This window comes from Marinomonas sp. THO17 (assembly GCF_040436405.1).
Classification (GTDB): Bacteria; Pseudomonadota; Gammaproteobacteria; order Pseudomonadales; family Marinomonadaceae; genus Marinomonas.
Window position 1 is genome coordinate 587,780 of record NZ_AP031575.1, and the last position, 21,333, is coordinate 609,112.

Consider the following 21,333-nt stretch of genomic DNA (forward strand, 5'->3'; position numbering starts at 1 on the left):
TAATGGGGTTGCTCAGCGCACAAAATGCAATTGCTGAATTCGAATGCGTTGTGATCGAAAAAATTCTTGCCAAACTTGCATGGAAATATCTTGTCCATGATACAGTATGTTTAACTCTGAGGAACTCGTTTTACTTAATTCTTCCCGCAGTGACGCCAGCCATTGAGCTTGTTCAGTCAAGTCAACAGACCTTTCTACCTTGCTATTCTGTAACGCAAGAATCGCCACAATATCTGCCGAATAGGATGCTAAAGCTTGCTGCCAATACGCTTTATAGACTTGATTTTGTGCAGACAGAACCACCAGCCATTTACCTTGATCTACTCCTAACTCATGCAGCAAACGGCCTTTTCGTATCGTCTTATCTTGTTGCAAATACAGGCTATCATCGGGTTCAAGTTTAGTGATGATTTGCCAATCCGTATCTGACCATTGGCATCGCGATAAGATGAGCAAAAGATCTTGACCCGGAGTGTTCAATGCCATGCATTCTTGAGCCCGCCCCTCTTGCTTTAACGAGACGATCACCCTATCACCAAAGGACTCATCACTTGGCCCCAAAAGCTGGCAAGCAAGCTCACTGTCAGTGAGAAACTGTTTCGCTAGAAGAGAAAAGCGGGAGTACGCCAGTGGAGGCTTAGTAGAGAGAGAACGATCAGAATCAATTTGAGTTTGGCAGGCTAATACTAAAGACTGAGTGTCGACATCGTAAAGACGACAAGCACCACATGCCCCAGCGCGACAACCATAATGCACATCAGCCCCCTGCGCCAACAAACTTGTCAGCAAGTTATCGCCAGATTGCCCTGTGTATGATTGGTCGTTTAATGAAATGATTACTGGCTTTGCATTCATCCTCTGTTCGCTTTTGGTTATGTATTGATTCCCATAGGTTTAGTACCTAATAGCAGGATTATGACATAAAAGAAACACAGAAAAACAAGAAGCATGACGCTCTAAAAATGACGTACTAGGCGGTGATAGATAACCGCCTAGTATAGAGTATCGATTTGTCTTCTGCGCTAGAGTTTTGGCGTATTAGCGAGCATTGCCACCAACAGGTTCCAGAAATCGCCAACAGAGTCAATTTCCATACGCTCACTGGGTGAATGGGCTCCACGAATATTTGGCCCAAAGGACACCATTTCCATACCCGGGTATTTAGCCCCTATGATACCGCATTCCAATCCAGCATGAATGACTTTAACATTGGCTTCGTAGCCCATGACCTCTTTATGTACCTGCAAAAAGGCTTTTAACAAACCCGCATTCGGATCCGGTCGCCAACCAGGGTAAGCGTTTTCCAATTTCACCTGTGCACCAATGAGTGCAAAAGCGGATTTTGCCGACTGCGCAAGATGCTCCACGGCGGAATCCACCAAAGAGCGCACCAGCAAACATGCACTGAAGTGCATCTCTTGTTGATTCGGGGTCAATTCAATCACGCCTAAGTTGCAAGACGTCTCGGTCACCCCTTCCAGCTCCTGACTCATACGATGCACACCATGAGGCGCACAGAACAAGGCATTGAGCAACTGATCTTGATCGTCTTTCTCTAGTGCCAAGTGTGCTTGGCAAGGGACTATTGAAATAGACAAATTGGTCTCGGTGGCTTGATACTCCAACTTTGTCTGCTGCTCAAATTCACTCATAAATTGCTTAAAGGCGTTAACTTGACTGCCATCCAAGCTGATACTAGCCACCGCATCGCGAGCAATGGCATTGCGCAATGTTCCACCCTGAAAACCACTGAGCTGAAAGTCGCAAGTTTGCTTTAACAAATTTAAACAACGAATCAATAATACATTGGCATTGGCGCGACCTTTATGAATATCCAAGCCGGAATGACCACCTTTGAGTCCAGATACTCGAATCTCAAAGCCATGTTGATTGGCGGGGAGTTCAAACAAAGCGTAAGACTTAGCAATATTGATGTCGGTACCACCGGCACAACCAATGTACACATCACCTCTGTCTTCTGAATCCAGATTAAACAGAATTTTTCCCTGCAAAATCCCTTTTTCTAACTGCAGGGCACCACGTAAGCTGGTTTCTTCTTCTATGGTAAATAAGGCTTCTATTGGCCCATGAGCAATCTCATTGGACTCCAACACCGCCAATGCTGCTGCGACACCTATGCCATTGTCCGCTCCTAGTGTCGTGCCTTTCGCTGACACCCAGCCGTCGACAATCTGAGTTTGAATAGGGTCTTTAGTAAAATCGTGCTCAAGTCCTGCTTCTTTTTGCGCCACCATATCAAGATGACCTTGCAACACCACGGTTTCCCTATCTTCCATACCTTTCGTCGCCGGTTTACGAATCAACAAATTGCCAACAGGATCCACATAATGACTCAAACCAAGTTGCTCAGACCAAGCAATTAAGTGTTCACGCAACCGGGCTTCATGAAAAGACGGCCTTGGGATGTCGCATAGGGTTTTAAAATGTCGCCAAAGGATTGTTGGCTGCAACCTACTCAGTGCTTGATTCATAAAATGCTCTTACTTCCTATATAAAACCTTCAAAAATGAATGAGGGTTAGATTAAAGAAGCAATGGAACAGAGGCAATCGAAATTAAGCCTAGCACCATACAGAAAACGCATGCGCAAGCTCTTAAACAAGTTACACACTCATACCAAGACGTGAAACACAATTAAATTTATTTTGAAATAGCGTTTTATTTTATGGAATCTATTATGAAATTTCGCTAGTATTTTATTTACTAAGACGATTAGCAAATCAATAAAAGCAAGCAGACCAATAAAAACAATAGGACATGACGATGCAAGCTGTACTGGACTATCTCATTCAATACGCAGATACCCTGTTGCGCGATTTTCGCGATCCATATCATAATACGCCTTTGTTTTTTGATGGCTGTAACGCACAAAGCAAACAAGCCGTTAGTTGGAAAAATGTCGATGGTCGAATTTGGCAACCATCGAACCTTGCAAGCCAGCAAAACCTTTTTCGCTTTTTTGTCGGCTTGTCCAACCTCACCCAAGATGGCAAATACAAACAAGCAGCACAAGACGCGATTCAATGGCATTTTGATCATGCCGATGCCAGCGGTCTGATACGCTGGGGCGGTCATTCCTTTATTGATCTAAAAACCCTAGATTCGGTTGGCCCAGAAAACAAAAACATGGTGCATGAACTCAAACACCATTGTCCCTTTTATGAACTCATGTATGAAACCGATGCCGCCGCAACTCGTAAGCTGATCAAGGCCATCTGGAATACACACGTTACCGATTGGCAGCAGATGGAAATGTCTCGTCATGGCCAATATGGATTGGATTTTGAGGAATTAAGCTTTTGGGACAAGCCAAAACAGGACAATTTACCGCCTTTACGTGAAATGAAAGGTTTATCCTTCGTCAACATAGGGAACGATTTGGTATTCAGTGCCGGTATGCTCTACGCCCTTGATGGTGATAAAAAAGCCCTGTCATGGGCTGAACATTTAATGAGTCAATACGTCAACAGCCGTCACCCAGATACTCAGCTTGGCTGCTATCAATACAATCAACCCCTTAAAACTGGGGATGCTCCGACCGATGAACACCATCCGCAGTACACCTTTTCTTTTTGGGGGGACAGAGCACAAAGGCAGTTTGGTCCAGAGTACGGCGAGGTCGCCAAAGAAGCTTGGGTATTGTTCAAAGTAGACGAAGAAGCCCTCAACGGCCCCGAAGGTATTTATGGTGACTGCGCTTTGGCCCAAACCTTATTGGCGAGAGAATTAGGCGAACAGGGTAAACAACTGTTGGATTGGACCACACAAGGTCTAGAAGCCTGGGCCAAATACGCTTACGATCCTGCCACCAATGAAATCAAACCTATGTTTGCTGATGGCAAAGACCTCACAGGACACAAGATCCCACGCTATGGTTATTATGGGCAACAAGGCCAAGAATTGATTCGCCGTCCTCTGCCTGTTCACGTCTTCCTTGCTTATGTCGCTAACTGGTGTGAGTCTCGAAACCAAGTTCTCTGGTCAACTATTTGCGCCATGGCCCAGCATTTTGGTCTGGGAGACTGGCAGTCACGTTCAGAGTCAAAACAAGAGAAAGAGAAAGAGCAAGCTACGAAAACAGACGCGCTAAAGGATCCACTTTTACTCTTTGCTACCTTAGAAATGTATCGCGCCACCCAACACGCTTTCTATTTGGCCTTGGCCGATCGACTGGCCATCGATTTGTTCGAACAAACCGCTCATCATGGTCTGTTTATGCCATCGTCAGAACATCTCTATTGTCGATTCGACGAGGTAACGCCACTTGCCCTACTCACTTGGATGGCGCATAAAAATGGTAATCCTGAACAAATCCCCATTTATCGCAGTCGCGGTGGCTACATTCATGGCGACATAGTGCTGGATAACGGCAAGGTGAAAAACATCATGGATGTGAAGTTTATTTATGAGCAGAAAAGGTCATAAAGACAAAAAAGCTCACTCAAAAGGGGGAACAGAGTGAGCTTTAGGTCAGTTCCATTTAGTAGAATTTAGAATTGGTAGCCTACGCCAACGGCTATGTTACTCAAGTCAATGTCAGTAGAATCATCTTCTGCTGCTATCATAGTATATTCTGCAGATAAGCTTAAACTATCAGTTAATGCATAATCCAATCCAACACCATAATAAAGATCATTTGAAGAATTGGTTGCTGTGCTCGTACCATCTTCGTCTCTCTCAACACTTTCAATTTCCCATAAAGCAATACCTGCACGAGCATTTAAGGAAAATTGATCATTTAAGGCAAAGGTTTTTTTAACGCCTAAAGTAAATGCGGAAGTTGAATATTCATAGGTTTCCGTGTCACCCTCATCTTCTATTTTTGTAGACACATCCCCATAATTTTGAAATGCCGCTTCTGCAGACCATGAATCAGCAAATTCGTAAGCTAAGCGTATAATCGAAGAAGTATCGTCATCATTTATAAAGTCGTCAATCTCAAAAGTCGCCTGCCCCACCAACACCTCTGCGGTAAAGGGTTTATCCGCTGCCATTGTCATAGAAGTACCTGAAATGGCCAACAAGGCAAAAAGCATTTTTTTCATATCCTTACAATCCTTATGTTATCAATAAAGTAAAATTACGTAAATTAAAGTACGTAATAGTAACCTATCAGCAAAATCTTACCTAAACAATCACTTATAAGGACTTTTTGTAAAAAAAAGCCAATAAATGTGCACTTAACGTCATTATTGGCTTGCTAAGAAAGAAATATGGCGAGTTTACTGGGCTTTTACTAGAAGGGTAATGACGCTTTAAAAAAGGTTAATCGCGCTTTTTCAAAGCCGTTTCTGAGAAGGTCACAAACTCTTCCGCGCTGGTTGGATGAACGCCAACCGTGGCGTCAAAATCAGCCTTTGTCGCCCCTGCTTTGATGGCCACACCTAAGCCTTGAATGATTTCTCCAGCATAATCCCCCACCATGTGCGCACCAATGACTTTGTCATTCTCGTTATTGACCAAGAGTTTCATTAAGGAACGAGATGTACTGGCACTTAAGGTGTGTTTCATGGGACGGAAATCGGTTTGATAGACACGGAAATCCAATCCCCTGGTTTGCGCTTCTTGCTCAGTCAAGCCCACAGTACCAATGGCTGGCTGGCTGAATACCGCGGTGGGAATATTGTCGTAATCAAAATTCACAGGTTTACCGTCAAACCAATAATCTATCAATGCCATGGCTTCTTTGATGGCAACTGGCGTCAGCTGAATATTGTCGGTCACGTCACCAAGGGCAAAAACGCTGGGGACAGAGGTAGTGAAGTTACTATCAATCACTACAGCGCCATTCTTACCGGTAATGATATTTGCTTTATCTAAGCCCAAAGTGTCTACATTCGGTACACGGCCTGTCGCATACAGCACCAAACCAAACTCTTCGCTCTGACCATCTTTAAAATGCACCAAGCGAGCACCTTCTGGCTGTTGAGGATCAAGCAATTCAATACTGGCAATATCGGTGTTTAAACGTACATCTATGCCGGATTTCACATACTCAACACTGGCGAAGTTACGCACATCCTGGTCAAAACCTCGTAATAACTGATCCCCCCGATAAGCCAATGCCGTTTTCACGCCCAAGCCATTTAAGATGCCAGCGAATTCCACCGCGATGTAACCACCGCCCACCACGAGGGCTTTACTGGGTAGAGAGTCCAAATAGAACATTTCATTAGAACTGACTACCAAATCATTCCCTTCGAACTCAGGAATAAAGGGCTTGGCACCAACGGCGATCAAAATACGTTCCGCCGTATAGGTCTGACCATTGACCTCCACTGTGTGAGCATCGACAAAACTGGCGTACCCCTTAATCAGTTCTACACCAGCATTATTCAACAGGTTTCCATAAATACCATTTAATCGTTCAATTTCCTTGGTTTTGTTGTCTCGTAACACAGACCAGTCAAATGACACACCTTGGTGCTGCCAACCATAAGCAGCCGCTTCCTCAAAGCCATGACCATACTCAGACCCATAAACGAATAATTTCTTTGGTACACAACCAATATTGACGCAAGTGCCACCCAAAGCACTGCCTTCGGCAACTGCCACTTTATAACCTTTTGAAGCAGCAACACGACTGGCTCTTACCCCGCCAGAACCCGCACCGATAACAAATAAGTCATATTGATAAGTCATTGTGTCTTTCCTCATTGGAATGCTTTATAGAAATATGACGCCAGTGTAGCAAGGCTAAAATAAAAAGTTCATAGAAAACATGAATTAGTCTTAGCTAAATACAAGAAGACAAGGAGGACATCTGGTATCATCAAAGAAATTTAAAACGGAAAGCCAGTATGAAATTTGTTTCTTTTAATATCAATGGCCTACGCGCCAGACCCCATCAGATAGAAGCCTTGGTTAGCAAACATCAACCTGATGTCATTGGACTGCAAGAAACCAAGGTTCATGATGAAGCCTTTCCCCATGAAATACCTCAATCCATTGGCTATCATGCTTATTATTATGGTCAAAAATCCCATTACGGTGTGGCTATCTTCTCAAAACAAGAGGCAATAGAAGTAGAATACGGTTTTCCAGGAGACGAAGAAGACGCCCAGCGTCGAATGATCATTGCCACCTTTGCGACACCACAAGGCAAGGTGAAAGTCATCAATGGTTATTTTCCACAGGGTGAAAGTCGAGATCACGAAACCAAGTTCCCTGCCAAACGTAAATTTTATGCGGACTTAATGGCTTACTTGGCAAACCATAGAACAGACGAAAAGATCATTGTCATGGGTGATGTCAACATATCGCCTACCGACCTCGACATTGGCATAGGTGAGAATAATGCCAAACGCTGGTTAAAAACGGGAAAATGCAGCTTTTTGCCAGAAGAAAGAGAATGGTTTAACAGCTTATTAGATTGGGGATTCACCGACACCTATCGTCACCTTAACCCTAATAAAAATGATCGTTTCAGCTGGTTTGATTATCGCTCAAAAGGGTTTGATGACGAGCCCAAGCGTGGTTTAAGAATTGATGTCATATTGGCTTCAAAGGCTTTGGCCCCATTTATTCAAGAAGCAGATATAGATTATGAACTACGAGGTCTTGAGAAACCTTCGGATCATGCGCCAATTTGGACAGAATTTACCCTATAGGCAAAAAGGCACATAACGGCACTTGTTTATTATTTAATCAAAGCAAACAAGTGCCGTATTATTTGATGAGAATGACTGTTAATTACGGCTACCCCCAGATTTATCCACAGAGAGTGTGGATGACTTTACCGACAGTAGAGTCAAAGAGACATAAGTAAGGAAAACGACATGACAAACAACACAATGACAATGCAAGAGATGATTACTCAGTCTGCGCAAGCGGCAGTATTTTTGAAAGCATTAAGTAATGAAAACCGTTTACTCGTTTTGTGCCACCTACTGGAAGGTGAAATGTCCGTCACTGCTCTCAATGAAAAGCTTCCCTTGAGCCAGTCCGCATTGTCTCAGCATCTTGCTGTGTTACGCAAAGACGGTCTTGTCACAACCAGAAGAGAGTCTCAAACTATTTACTACAGTCTAGGAGATCAAAAGGTCAAAACCTTAATAGACACCCTTCATACTTTATTTTGTCCAACTTTATAATCAATCAAGGCGATACTTAGGATGACACAACCAAGGCTTGTTGAAGAATGCTGGCGATTTGCTGCGGGCATTCTAAAGGCAACATATGCCCTACCTCTGCAATTTCGATATATCGGATCCTATTCTCCGCGATATACCTTTGTTTATCCTGCTCAGGCAATAAGGCATCTTCACCTCCAGTCATCACAGTCACAGGAAAAGAAGCCTGTACTATTTCATTCTGTAAATCCGGCCGCTCTAAACTGGCTGTTAATTGTTGCAGCAATATTTTCTCACCCAAGGTTTTATCCATAGCTTGAATCAATTCAACCAAGTCATCATTTTTTGCCGCATGACGACCTAACATTGCTTGGGCTTTTTTACGTGGGATACCGGAATAACCTTGTTTACGAACCCAATTTAAGGCAACTAACCTTTGTTGTTTTTCACTTTCAAGTAAGCCCGATGCTAAATTGGAAAGCACCACCAAGCTTTTGATTCGCGAGGGAAAACGCAAAGCAAAAGCCGTTGCCAAATACCCTCCCATGGAAAAGCCCAGCAAATGAAAAGGCGTATCAGGAAGAGATTCAGCCAATTCAGACAATATGTCGTCTATAGAAAACGCAACCGGTATGACTTGGTGAAATAAGTTCACATCATTAAGAAGGCTTTGCAGAGGTTGCCATAGCCTTTCATCACACATGGTACCAGGCAAACAATATAGATCTGTCACATTACTCACTTACTATATGCATCAATATTCAGCGTATCTTAACTTCTGAAATACCGCAAAGCGAGGTATGCCGCGATCCGTTAAACCACTGTGTTTGTAAATCACATGGTCACCCACTTTTGGAGGATTCGCCCTTTCTTGATCAGTAAAACCACTACCAATTTTAAACCTTAGGCCAGATGGCATCTCCACCAATATCGAGCCCATCATACCTTTATATTTTCCTTGCCCTGCTAATATGGCAACGACTTTGGCTTCATTTTCTTCATAAGGTTTGAGTTTAAGTAAATTGTCTGAACGACCACTTTCAAAAACAGCCATTTTACGATGTAACATGAGACCTTCGGCGCCATCAGCCACATACCGATCCAAATGCTCATAAAGCTCTTCAATTGTCTTAACCGTGAAGTGCTCAACAGGCTTAACATGAGGTAAATTAAGGTGTTCAAGTATGCGTTTATAACGTGCATACCTTTGTTCAAAGGTCAAATGGCGCTCCCGATCCGGCGCATCAAAGATCATGTATTGGATATGTTGCCATTCTTGATCCACTGGCTGTTTCTTGCGAACAATAGACATAATTCTGGAAAAGTCCTTGCGCTGCGTCCACAACTCGCCATCCAACCAGATATTTGGCAACTTATCTGTAAACCACCTTGGAGCATTAATGGGATTGCCATGACGGCTAATCAACTCGGATCCTGTCCATATCGCACGAATTCCATCGAACTTTTCGCTCACTAAATATTCACAGACATCAACATCGTCTTCAAATACAGTGGCCAACTGAACTGGTGTTTGTGCGAGTATTTGGGAAGGAAGGCTGAAGCACAGCCAGATTAAAAAGAGTCTTGCTAACATATCTCACTCCCTGAGAAAATATAGAAAGCTAAACTAAAGGATTTTTGTTATTTTGGCAAATCCTATTAAACAAAAAGCCAACAAAGGTAAAAGTTATTAGCAGACATAAAAAAACCAAGCAAGATTGCTTGGTTTATAGAATTCAATTGCGCTGTCTAGTATCTAGTATTAGGCAGCAGATTGACGACCGAATTGAACGGCGTCTCTAATACCAATACGAGAAATACCTAGCTCTGCCAATTCACGATCAGAATAAGATTCTAATTCGTTAATAGCTTGCTGAGTATCAGCATCGGATTTTTTTACGAACAATAATACAAACAAAGAAAATAGTTTAGTCATAGCGAGCCTCATAAGATTCATTAGTTTAAAAATCTTGACCCCAATTGCTTTGGAAAGTGATATCTTTCGAGCGTTTGACAAGGTTCGTTTTAGGCTGCCGGATAGGCAAATTGTTATTTTTCTGAGGCTTTATCGAACACTTGACAATGGTTTGTGGTAAAATTACCACTTGGTCAAGTTATGTATAGATTAAGATCTAATCAGAAAAAAGTCTAGTCTCCTAGCACATGAATTCGACATATTTTTCATACTTTTTCTTTATATAAAATATGACGAATTATTGATTAAACTTCTATTCATTTTCGCTGCACCATTTCCCCAGCAGCCTTACCCAAAATCACCTTTAAAAATGACAAAGAGAGAAACACTAAAAGATCACCCAAGACTATTGTTAGATGCTTATTTCCAGTAAGCTTGCCAGATGTTTCTCTTATCGTCGCTTAACCATGTTACCACGTCATCTTTTTATTATTTTCTGTTTGTTCAATCTTCTATTCTTGTTGCCAAAAGCCTATGCTCAAATCAACTTCAAGCAACTGAGTCAGTTTGCCAAATTGTCATCTGATACCTATATTGAAACACTGACTAAAAGTGAACTAGGCGATACACTTAAGCAACAGGGTCAACAGCTGATCCACCAAGCGGTCTTACCTAATTCTGATGTGTTGTATTTTTTGTCACAAAATAAACAAGCACAAACTCTCGCCATTCGCGGCACAGCTAACCTCAATAATGTCATATTAGATTTGACCGTATCTTTACAATTTGACCAAGCATTGGGTGTGCAATTGCATACTGGCTTTGCACAAGCTGCACAACAAGTATTGCAAGATGTTCGCCCATACTTAGACAAGGATATACCGCTCGCCATTACTGGCCACAGTTTAGGCGGTGCCATTGCCGTGGTGCTGGCCATGTACTTAGAAGCAGAAGGCCACCCTATTGAATCCGTGGTGACCTTTGGTCAACCTAAGGTCACCAACCTCTCGGGGGCAAAAAAGTTTGCAGATATGCCGCTACTACGCATCGTCACAGAGCAAGACATAGTTCCTTTGGTACCTCCGATAAGCCCACTGCAAATCCAAAATTTAGATATTTTTTGGCACATGGGAAAAGAGATTATTTTATTGGGCAAGCATCAATTTTCAGTAACAAGTGGCATCAAGAGCGCATTGCGAGCCACTAAGTTTAGTAATCAATTACCAAGTGAAGCCAACCTTAGAGCTCACCAAATAAGTCGATATATCATCTTACTTGACGCTTTGAGCACCAAAGAAGAGGAAGTTCCTTATCGAATGGAGATTAACCTATTTGGCATTTCCATTGATTAGGGCTTGAAAGGTAAACACAAAGCGATTTACCTCAAGCCACTGAGACCTCTTAGTTTAGGGCTTACAAAGGATAAAAGTTCTGCACCAAGCAGCACAAATGACACAGCATGGATCTGGCAATCCATTTTTATCCGTTTTGCATTTCTTCCAACTCAAGCCAGCGCTCCATTGTGGACTCAAGCTCTTGTTCTTTCTCGGCCATTTTCGTCAAGGTATCCTGCACCTTCTGAGCATCCCCCATATAAAAATCCGCGGCGCTGGTGATTTCTTGGAAGTTTTCCAGTTCTGCTTCCAATGCCGCAATGGTATCTGGCATGGCATCAAATTCACGCTGTAATTTATAACTTAATTTGGCTTTCACCTTGCTCGCCGATGCATTCTTCGAAGTGGCATTTGCTTCAACATCAGGCTTAGTGTTTTTTTCAGTCACTTTGTTGTCTGAGGTTTGAGACGTAGATTCCGTTGGGAATTTACCACCTTGACGAATCCAGTCTTGATAACCGCCAACGTATTCATTAACGTGACCTTGCCCTTCAAAGGCAATCACACTGGTCACCACATTATCCAAGAAAGCCCGGTCGTGACTGACTAACAATAAGGTACCATCGTAATTCATCAAGAGTTCTTCCAATAGCTCAAGGGTTTCCACATCAAGGTCATTGGTAGGTTCATCCATTACCAATAAGTTGGCAGGTTTAGTAAAGAGCTTAGCCAATAACACACGGTTACGCTCCCCACCAGACAAGGCTTTCACAGGCGTTCGCGCGCGTTCTGGTGGGAACAAAAAGTCCCCCAAATAACCAATAACGTGTTTCGTATTACCATTTATTTCTATGGTATCCTTGCCTTCACCAACGTTTTCAGCAACCGTCTTTTCTGGATCAAGCTGTTCACGTAGTTGGTCAAAGTAAGCCACATTCAGTTTAGTACCTTGGCGCACCTTACCAGAGCTTGGCGTCAAATCCCCTAATAGAATCTTTAAGAAGGTACTCTTACCGCAACCGTTTGGACCAATCAGACCAATTCGATCACCACGATTCACCATAAAGTCCATAGGTTGCAGTATTACTTTGTCTGCAAAAGCATGACTGACTTGAGTGAATTCCGCCACCAACTTACCCGACTTCTCTTTACTCTCAATCGTCATCTTAGCATTGCCTTGACGATTGATACGCTCAGACCGCTCTACACGCATGGCTTTTAGGGCCCTGACTCGACCTTCATTTCGGGTTCTACGCGCTTTGATACCTTGACGAATCCACACTTCTTCTTCGGCAAGACGCTTATCAAACAAGGCATTGGCGCGTTCCTCTTCTTCCAATAACTTATCTTTATAAACCAAAAACTCATCCATGCTGCCCTTAAACGACAGCATGTTGCCACGATCTAACTCGACAATACGGTTGGCTAATTTTTCAAGGAAGCGACGGTCATGGGTAATGAACAAGATCAAACCACGAAACTGCAATAACTGCTGTTCCATCCATTCGATGGTCGGCACGTCTAAATGGTTGGTTGGCTCATCCAGCAGTAATACATCCGGTGCAGAAATAAGCGCTTGAGCCAAAATAACACGACGACGCCAACCACCAGACAATTCCGACATTAATTTGTCTGCCGGTAAAGCCAAACGTTGGATCATATGATTAACGCGCTGTTCAAGATCCCAACCTTGCAAGCGATCCAGCTCATTTTGGATATGACTTAACTCATCAGCATGGTCCTGACTGGTATCTTCCAACAAAGCAAAATAGCGCGTCATTAATTCGTGTACTTCACCTGCACCTTCACTCACTACCTGACGCACACTTTTATGATTGGCTTCAGGCAATTCTTGAGGTAATTGCGCGATGCGCATTCCGCCCTCTAAACGCACCACACCTTCATCAGGAATTTGCTCTCCTGATACGACTTTTAAAAAGGTGGATTTGCCTGCACCATTACGACCAATAATGGCAACTCGTTCACCGGCGTCGGCAGAAAAATTAATTTTTGACAGCAGTGGATTATGACCAAAGGCAACACTAACCTGTTCTAATGACAATAGACTCATATCTGTCCAATTCTAATGAGGTAAATTTGTGGGCGCTATCATAGCACTCCTCAATAAGAAGGTTTAGTGAAAAAACGAACAAGTCATACAACAAGCCTGTGAGATAAAGTGATCATTTTTCTCAGGGGAAGCAGCTTGTTAGGTGAAAAATAATCCGCCTTTTCGTTCAATGACTTTGTATAAGAAGAAATGGTTAGCTTAACAAAATAGCCAATAAAGCCGTTTACGCATACTCAAGGGGAAAATTTTGTCTCTTTTTAAGAGCAAGACATCTTACTTTGAAAGGACGGACAAGATTTAACAGAGTTATATAAGACAAATGTATACCTAAAATATCTTTTCCATATATTATTGTATCATTGCAAATTATGGGAGAAACGCCGAGGACTTCCCTGTTGAGATGAAAGCATTATTTTACACCTCAACACATTATTCTTATCGAACTGATAGATAGATTTTACATCTTGACTATGATACTAACTGTTTGGCCTTTTTCGTTGGCACTAATAGCAATTAGCTTTTTCGCATCTATTGTGAACAACAAAATAAAAATCTATGGAGTGATACATGGAGTTAAAAAGTAAAGCGGGTATGATCACAGCACTTTGTATCGCTGGTGGTCTTGTTGCTTGGATGACGTTAGGTGGGAATGGGATCATCTCAAGTCCACACCAAACACAGATTCCACAAGAAACCATGGTCACCAGTACCGATAAGGCGCAGGAAAATAAACTCGCTTACTCAGTTCAAGCCAAAACCTTAAGTGCTCAAATAATAGAGATTCACCTCCCGTTAAGCGGTCAAACCATGGCCAATGACACTTTGGTATTGAGCAATCATTATCAGGGCAAAATCACGCGCCTCAATGTTGAAAAAGGTGATTTTGTAACCCAGGATCAAAGCCTCTTAGAGATCGACTCTCGCACTCTGAAAAGCCAAATCGAACAAGCCAAGCTGTTAATCCAGCAAAGAGAACTTGAACTCGATGGCATGAAAAAACTCAATGAGGGTAACCTCAGTTCTAAAGTCAATTTAGCGCAAGCGCAAACCGATCTGGCTTCCGCAAAAGCCAATTTACAGAGCTTGCTGGTAGATTTGGAAGATGCCAATTTAAAAGCCCCTTTTGCCGGCATTATCAACACATTAGATGTTAAACAAGGGCAAGTTTTGTCAGTAGGATCACAGGTCGCCACCTTGGTATCCCTTAATCCGATCAAAATAAGCGTCAACATTCCGCAAAACAAAATCCAGCAAATTCAACTTGGTACGATAGGCAAAGTTCAGTTAGAGTCAGGCTATCAAGCCGAAGGTACAGTGTCTTTTATCAACGCTATGGCCAATGAATCCAGCCGTACGGTGCAGGTGGAAATAGAAGTACCCAACCCTGATAACAAAATCGCGGCGGGATTAACTGCCAGTGTGGATTTTGTCTTAGAGAAACAAAAAGCGCATGCTTTCTCGCCAGCCTTGTTGACTCTGGATGACTCAGGTCATACCGCCGTAAAAATCATTGATATCGACAACAAGGTCAAGATAGTACCTGTGGTCATCGTCAAATCTGAACGTGATCAAGTGTGGGTAAAAGGGCTACCAAACAATGTCAATATTATTACTGTAGGACAAGGTTTTGTGGCCGCTGGCGATTCAGTTGACGCCCACTACCAAAATTAAGGAGGCAAACAATGCAAACTCTTATTGAAGCCGCCTTAGCTCGTTCTCGTACTGTACTGATGTTTTTTGTATTGGTGCTCATTATGGGCACAGTGTCTTATATTGAAATTCCTAAGGAAAGTGATCCTGACATCACGATTCCTATGGCCTATGTGTCTGTTTCACTCGATGGCATATCCCCAGAAGACGCTGACAGCCTTCTGGTTCATCCTTTAGAAAAAGAGCTACAAGGTCTAGAAGGATTAAAAGAACTCAAGTCAACGGCCTCAGAAAGCCATGCTTCCATCATGTTGGAATTTGAGTCAGGGGTTGATATTGACCAAGCCATCAGTGATACGCGTGACAAAGTTGACCGAGCCAAAAGCGAGCTACCAGAAGACGCCGATGAACCAACCGTCACCGAAATCAATTTATCCACTTTCCCTGTAATACGCGTCAACTTATCCGGTAATGTGGATTTCGCCACCTTGAGCCGTACCGCACAACACTTGCAAGATTCCATTGAAGCCATCGATGGTGTGTTAGAAGCCAGCATCAGTGGTGACCGAGATCAGCAAGCGCAGATTATTGTTCGCCCGGAACAATTGGAAAGCTATAACCTTTCATTAACGGAAGTGGCGAATTTTGTTTCAGGCAATAATCGCCTTGTAGCGGCAGGTAATTTGGATACTGGAGCAGGTCGTTTTTCTCTAAAAGTGCCCGGTTTATTAAAAACCAAAGAAGACATTCTTAATCTGCCTGTAAAAGTAGACGGCGACCAAGTTGTTTTATTGGGTGATATCGCCACAGGTGAACTGACGTTTGAAGACCCTAACAGTTACGCTCGAGTAAATGGTAAACGCAGCATTACACTTGGCGTATCTAAACGAGTGGGTGTCAACATTATTGAAACCATTGAATCCGTAAAAGCGGTTGTAGAACAAGAAAGTCGAAGCTGGCCAGACGGCGTCGAATACAGCCTGACAGGCGATAAGTCGGTAGACATAGAAACCTCGTTAAACGACTTATTTAATAACGTTCTTGCCGCCACATTACTGGTGATGATTGTCATTGTTTGGGCGCTTGGGGTTCGCAGTGCGATTTTGGTTGGCTTGGCCATTCCGGGAGCCTTTTTAACTGGAATTTTGCTGTTAAATATTCAAGGTTTTACCATCAATATAGTGGTGTTATTTGCGCTTATTTTGAGTGTCGGCATGTTGGTTGACGGTGCTATTGTTGTCACTGAATATGCCGATAGAAAACTGGCCGAAGGCGCTTCAAAACGCCAGGCTTACAGTGAAGCAGCAAAGCGAATGGCATGGCCCATTACCGCATCTACTGCCACTACATTAGCGGTATTCATGCCATTATTATTCTGGCCAGATATTGTTGGTGAATTCATGCGCTTTATGCCCATCACCATCATTGCGACCCTATCCTCGTCATTAATCATGGCCTTGATCGTGCTTCCCACGATTGGCTCTATTATTGGTAAGAAAGGTGCTTACAGTGATAAAACCATGCATACTTTGCGTATCACTGAAACAGGCAACCTTGCCGATCTGAAAGGCTTCACAGGTCTATACGGGCGCGTACTAACTCGCCTAGTGGAATACCCTATCTGGGTATTGTTGTTTACCATTGCCCTAATGATTTGCATTTTTGCAGGTTACGGTAAGTTTGGCAAAGGAGTGGAATTCTTTCCGGACATAGAACCTGAATCCGCCAACCTTGATATTCGTGCACGTGGCGACCTTTCCCTAGATGAGAAAGACATCTTGGTCAAGCAGGTTGAAGATCAAATCCTCGGCACACCAGAACTAAAGAGTGTCGTTGTACGATCTTATGCCACACCCGATAATAATTCTGCCCCAGACAGTATTGGCTCAATATCAATGGAATTTATTGATTGGTATGAACGCCCTTCTGCTAGCATCATTCTTGATCAGATTCGCGAAAAGACGAAACAGATACCTGGTATCGAAGTCAGCGCTGAAAAAGAGCAAGGTGGTCCACAATCCGGTGCAGATATTCAATTACAACTTAGCTCCAGCTATTCTGAGGCACTCAATCAAGCAGCGAACCAGATCACCAAAGAGCTGTTGCAGCGTGATGAAATTGTCAGCGTCAGTGATGATCGTTCCTTACCTGGTATTGAGTGGCGCATTGACATAAACCGAGAAGAAGCCAGTCGCTACGGAGTGGACGTAAATAGCCTGGGTAATGTGATCAAGCTGGTAACAACAGGCCTCACCTTGAGCGATTTTTTACCAGAAGGCGCAGATGACAAAATTGATATCGTTCTGCGCTACCCTGTAAATCAGCGTAACCTTGAACAATTGGATCAATTACAGATTCCAACCAACCAAGGCAGTATCCCTGCCAGCAACTTTATTGAACGTTATGCTGCCCCGAAACAAGGTGTGGTGAATCGTACTGAAGGAAAGAAAACCATTACCATAGATGCGGATGTTGTCGATGGTCTGGTTGTGGATGAAGTAATCAAGCAGATTAAAGCGAAATTGGATGCCTCAGATTTAGGAGAGACAGTGGATTATGAATTCCGCGGTAACACGGAAGAACAACAAAAATCCATGGTTTTCTTAACCAAAGCCTTTGGTGTGGCTTTCTTTATCATGGCAATCATTTTGGTCACGCAATTTAACAACTTCTTCCAATGTTTGTTGATATTAAGTGCGGTGATTTTCTCTACAATGGGTGTCTTCATTGGTCTAATGGTCAAAGGACAACCTTTTGGTGTGGTCATGAGTGGTGTGGGGGTTATTGCGTTAGCTGGTATTGTGGTGAACAACAATATCGTCTTAATCGATACTTTTAACGGTCTGCGCAAGCAAGGTATGAAAGTTCGCGAAGCCGCCATTCGAACTGGCGTTCAACGTCTACGCCCCGTCCTTTTGACGACCATCACCACCATTCTTGGCTTAGTTCCTATGGTGTTTCAATTAAACATTGATTTAGTGAATCAAGCATTGAGCATAGGTGCCCCTTCTGCCCAATGGTGGACGCAACTTTCCACCGCCATTGCTGGTGGCTTAACCTTTGCAACGCCACTGACCTTGATACTAACCCCCTGCTTACTGGTACTGGGATATCGTCGCAAAGAACGCAAACAGCAAGAAGTCTTGTTGGCTGCAGAGTCTCTGACAAGCGAGGCAAATACAAATGATGAGCAAACGCCTATTCATGCATCATGAAGTGCACAAAAGTCGACTTTTTAGATGACAATTTGTCCAAAGAAAGGGGTTTAAAAGGAGTAGACAGCAACTTGCTCTCATCCATAAATCAGTAAGATAAAAACAACAAAAAGGGCTTATTGGTAAGCCCTTTTTTTGTTGATAAGCAAGGCAACTATACTAATTTCGCTAAGGCCGCTTCCACATCCGCAATAATGTCATCCATGTCTTCTAGACCAACAGAAACACGAACCAAACCTTCCTTAATGCCAGCCTGCGCCTTCTCTTCATCTGTTAAACGACCATGGGTTGTGGTTGCAGGGTGGGTCACGAGAGTTTTACTGTCACCCAAATTGCCCGTGATCGACATCAACTTAACGCTATCAATAAAGCGCCAAGCCGCCTCACGTCCTCCTGCTAATTCAAACGATAACAAGCCACCAAAGTCTTTTTGCTGCTGCTTCGCCAACTCGTGATATTTGTGACTTGGCAAGCCACCATAATTCACCTTCAACACTTTTGGATGGGCTTCCAAATACTCAGCTAATTTCAAAGCGTTAGCAGAGTGCGCTGTCATTCGCAAAGACAAGGTTTCTAGACCATTTAGTAATACCCAAGCGTTAAAAGGGCTCATGCAAGGCCCAGCACTGCGCATGAAGGCAGTGAAGACATCAACTATCTCTTGACTGGCAATCAAGGCACCACCTAAGCAACGCCCTTGACCATCAATAAACTTAGTAGCAGACTGCATTACGATATCCGCTCCTTGCGTGAGAGGATTCTGCAAAGCTGGAGTAGCCAATACCGTATCCACACACAATAGCGCACCTTTGTCATGGGCTAATTGCGCCACTTTTTCCACATCCACCACTTCGTATAATGGGTTTGATGGGGTTTCAAAGTAACACAAGCGTGTTTTATCGTTGATCGCCACTTGCCATGCATCATAATCCGTTGCATCAACATACACGACTTCAACACCAAACTTAGTGGTATAGGTATTAAAGAACTTCACCGTTGAGCCAAAAATATTACGCGAACAAACCACTCGATCTCCAGCACTTAACAGGCTGTATGCCATGGTCATTAATGCTGCCATACCCGAACTTGTCGCAATGGCCGCTTCACCCTTCTCTAAGGTCGCTAAACGTTCTTCAAAAAGCGCTACCGTAGGGTTAGTAAATCGTGAATAGACATTACCATCGTCCTCACCAGAAAATTTACCCGCCGCTTCTTCAGCACTGGCATAGGCAAAGCTTGAAGTGACAAAAATCGCTTCGCTGTTTTCTTGCTCTTGGGTTTGACGCGTTCCCGCATGTATCGCATTGGTTGCGTCTTTATAAGCTGACATTTTGTTCTCCAACAACCTATCTATAACTGTCTCAAATTACGGATCTAACATTATTAGTCTAAATCGACTCACTCGCACACTCTACAAAAAATTAAGCCAGGACGAACCTGGCTTAATGACACATAGGTTCAAACAGTGTCACATAGGATGCATCATGTCACTCGCTTGTACTGCTTCAATAGACGCTTTGTTTTTGTCATTACGACTGCCTTCCAGCTGCATTAAGTAATCCACATCAATATTGCCAGCAATATAAGTCGCATCAAATACCGAGGTATCGAATTCTCGAACATCAGAGTGCTTCTCATCAATACAAGCGTCGATCAGATCTTGTAGATCTTGGAAAATCAACTTATCGGCACCAATCAACTGACAAATCTCATCTGCTTCACGATTATGAGCAATTAATTCTGCCGCAGCCGGCATGTCAATACCATACACATTTGGATAACGTACTTCTGGTGCAGCAGAGGCTATGTAAACTTTCTTTGCCCCCGCTTCCCGTGCCATTTCAATGATTTCTTTACTAGTCGTTCCACGAACAATGGAGTCGTCTACCAAAAGCACCGTTTTGTCTTTGAATTCAAAAGGCACGGGATTCAGCTTCTGGCGCACGGACTTTTTACGCACCGCTTGTCCTGGCATGATGAAGGTTCGACCAATATAACGATTTTTCACTAACCCCTCACGGAATGGAATATTCAAGGCTTGGGCAATTTGCAGAGCGGCTGTACGACTGGTATCTGGAATGGGAATCACCACATCGATATCATGATCTTGCCATTCACGTTGGATTTTCGCCGCCAAACGATCTCCCATGTTCATACGCGCTTTGTACACAGAAATATTGTCAATCACTGTATCTGGACGAGCAAAATATACGTATTCAAATAAACAAGGACGCGCGGCCTTCTTAGGTGTGCATTGGTGTACATGTACCTTATGATTGACATCTAAGAAGATGGCTTCGCCGGGTAAAATATCACGTTCTACTTTAAAACCTGCGGCGTCCAAAGCCACACTTTCAGACGCAACCATGTATTCAATACCAGTCTCAGTTTGACGAGAACCATAAATTAATGGGCGAATGCCATCTGGGTCACGAAAGGCTAAGATGCCGTAACCTGTGATCAGCGCCACCACAGCATAACCACCTTCGATACGCTTATAAACTCGCTCAAGGGCATTAAAAATATCTTCAGGCGTTGGCACCAACTTGCCCTCTTCATGAAGTTCATGAGCCAACACATTGACCAAGACCTCAGAATCCGACGTAGTATTGATATGACGCAAATCAGACTCAAAGACTTCTTGCTTCAATTTCGCCGTGTTGGTCAAGTTACCATTGTGCGCAAGAGAAATACCATAAGGTGAATTAACATAAAAAGGTTGCGCTTCTGCGGAACTGGAAGTACCAGCGGTTGGATAACGAACGTGGCCGATACCAATGTTACCCAGCAATTTTTTCATATGACGAGTGCGAAACACTTCGCTAACAGGTCCATTGTCTTTACGCAGACATAAACGTCCATTATGGCTGGTTACCATACCTGCAGCATCCTGCCCGCGATGCTGAAGAAGGGTTAATGCATCAAAAATTGACTGATTAACCACCGACGTGCCTACGACACCAACGATACCACACATTATCTAGATCCTCGTGTTGGGGAATTGCGACTTGGTCAGTCGCACGATTTTCTTTCAATTATTATCATCACCTAGTAGT

The 21,333-nt window shown here is 43.3% G+C and carries 16 protein-coding genes; 6 read left to right on the forward strand and 10 right to left on the reverse strand.

The features are described 5' to 3' along the window. Positions 1–12: 12 nt before the first annotated feature. Together ABXS85_RS02765 and ABXS85_RS02770 are read right to left on the reverse strand one after the other, a co-directional pair. Positions 13–855 (reverse strand): 2Fe-2S iron-sulfur cluster binding domain-containing protein, encoded by an 843-nt coding sequence (locus ABXS85_RS02765; protein WP_353668522.1) that lies wholly within the window; start codon positions 853–855, stop codon positions 13–15. Positions 856–1,022: 167 nt separating this feature from the next. Further along, positions 1,023–2,492, reverse strand: a complete 1,470-nt coding sequence (locus tag ABXS85_RS02770) for an aminoacyl-histidine dipeptidase (RefSeq protein ID WP_353668523.1) — start codon at positions 2,490–2,492, stop codon at positions 1,023–1,025. A gap of 291 nt (positions 2,493–2,783) precedes the next feature. On the opposite strand from ABXS85_RS02770, the gene ABXS85_RS02775 reads away from it, so the two are divergent. Further along, complete coding sequence (locus ABXS85_RS02775) at positions 2,784–4,445, forward strand: pectate lyase (protein WP_353668524.1); 1,662 nt, start codon at positions 2,784–2,786, stop codon at positions 4,443–4,445. Between the two features lie 65 nt (positions 4,446–4,510). Here ABXS85_RS02775 and ABXS85_RS02780 read toward each other — a convergent pair whose 3' ends face one another. Next, positions 4,511–5,065: a porin family protein gene (locus ABXS85_RS02780; protein ID WP_353668525.1), complete on the reverse strand. Its 555-nt coding sequence runs from the start codon at positions 5,063–5,065 to the stop codon at positions 4,511–4,513. Between the two features lie 220 nt (positions 5,066–5,285). Further along, positions 5,286–6,662 carry a glutathione-disulfide reductase gene (gene gorA / locus ABXS85_RS02785; protein WP_353668526.1) on the reverse strand — a complete coding sequence of 459 codons (1,377 nt, stop codon included), beginning with the start codon at positions 6,660–6,662 and terminating at the stop codon, positions 5,286–5,288. Between the two features lie 158 nt (positions 6,663–6,820). Between gorA and xthA the strand changes: the two genes are divergently transcribed. Both xthA and ABXS85_RS02795 read left to right on the forward strand, forming a co-directional pair. Then, a complete protein-coding gene (gene xthA, locus ABXS85_RS02790; RefSeq protein WP_353668527.1) occupies positions 6,821–7,630 on the forward strand; it encodes an exodeoxyribonuclease III in 810 nt (269 codons plus the stop codon). Between the two features lie 168 nt (positions 7,631–7,798). After that, positions 7,799–8,113 (forward strand): metalloregulator ArsR/SmtB family transcription factor, encoded by a 315-nt coding sequence (locus ABXS85_RS02795; RefSeq protein ID WP_353668528.1) that lies wholly within the window; start codon positions 7,799–7,801, stop codon positions 8,111–8,113. Between the two features lie 16 nt (positions 8,114–8,129). On the opposite strand, the gene ABXS85_RS02800 is transcribed toward ABXS85_RS02795, so the two are convergent. The 3 genes from ABXS85_RS02800 to ABXS85_RS02810 all read right to left on the reverse strand — a co-directional run bounded on the left by ABXS85_RS02800 (position 8,130) and on the right by ABXS85_RS02810 (position 10,028). Next, positions 8,130–8,825 carry an alpha/beta hydrolase gene (locus ABXS85_RS02800; protein ID WP_353668529.1) on the reverse strand — a complete coding sequence of 232 codons (696 nt, stop codon included), beginning with the start codon at positions 8,823–8,825 and terminating at the stop codon, positions 8,130–8,132. A gap of 21 nt (positions 8,826–8,846) precedes the next feature. Next, a complete protein-coding gene (locus ABXS85_RS02805) occupies positions 8,847–9,686 on the reverse strand; it encodes a DNA ligase (protein ID WP_353668530.1) in 840 nt (279 codons plus the stop codon). A 168-nt stretch (positions 9,687–9,854) separates the two neighbouring features. Further along, entirely contained in the window at positions 9,855–10,028 is a 174-nt protein-coding gene (locus ABXS85_RS02810) for a hypothetical protein (RefSeq protein WP_353668531.1), read from the reverse strand. Between the two features lie 395 nt (positions 10,029–10,423). On the opposite strand from ABXS85_RS02810, the gene ABXS85_RS02815 reads away from it, so the two are divergent. Next, positions 10,424–11,359 (forward strand): lipase family protein, encoded by a 936-nt coding sequence (locus ABXS85_RS02815; protein WP_353668532.1) that lies wholly within the window; start codon positions 10,424–10,426, stop codon positions 11,357–11,359. 127 nt (positions 11,360–11,486) lie between these two features. On the opposite strand, the gene ABXS85_RS02820 is transcribed toward ABXS85_RS02815, so the two are convergent. Next, entirely contained in the window at positions 11,487–13,412 is a 1,926-nt protein-coding gene (locus ABXS85_RS02820) for an ATP-binding cassette domain-containing protein (protein WP_353668533.1), read from the reverse strand. 567 nt (positions 13,413–13,979) lie between these two features. On the opposite strand from ABXS85_RS02820, the gene ABXS85_RS02825 reads away from it, so the two are divergent. Beyond that, a complete protein-coding gene (locus tag ABXS85_RS02825; protein WP_353668534.1) occupies positions 13,980–15,083 on the forward strand; it encodes an efflux RND transporter periplasmic adaptor subunit in 1,104 nt (367 codons plus the stop codon). A gap of 11 nt (positions 15,084–15,094) precedes the next feature. After that, positions 15,095–18,277, forward strand: a complete 3,183-nt coding sequence (locus tag ABXS85_RS02830) for an efflux RND transporter permease subunit (protein ID WP_353668535.1) — start codon at positions 15,095–15,097, stop codon at positions 18,275–18,277. 154 nt (positions 18,278–18,431) lie between these two features. Here ABXS85_RS02830 and ABXS85_RS02835 read toward each other — a convergent pair whose 3' ends face one another. Both ABXS85_RS02835 and purF read right to left on the reverse strand, forming a co-directional pair. Beyond that, entirely contained in the window at positions 18,432–19,607 is a 1,176-nt protein-coding gene (locus ABXS85_RS02835; protein ID WP_353668536.1) for an O-succinylhomoserine sulfhydrylase, read from the reverse strand. Between the two features lie 138 nt (positions 19,608–19,745). Beyond that, positions 19,746–21,254 (reverse strand): amidophosphoribosyltransferase, encoded by a 1,509-nt coding sequence (gene purF, locus ABXS85_RS02840; protein WP_353668537.1) that lies wholly within the window; start codon positions 21,252–21,254, stop codon positions 19,746–19,748. Positions 21,255–21,333 lie beyond the last annotated feature (79 nt).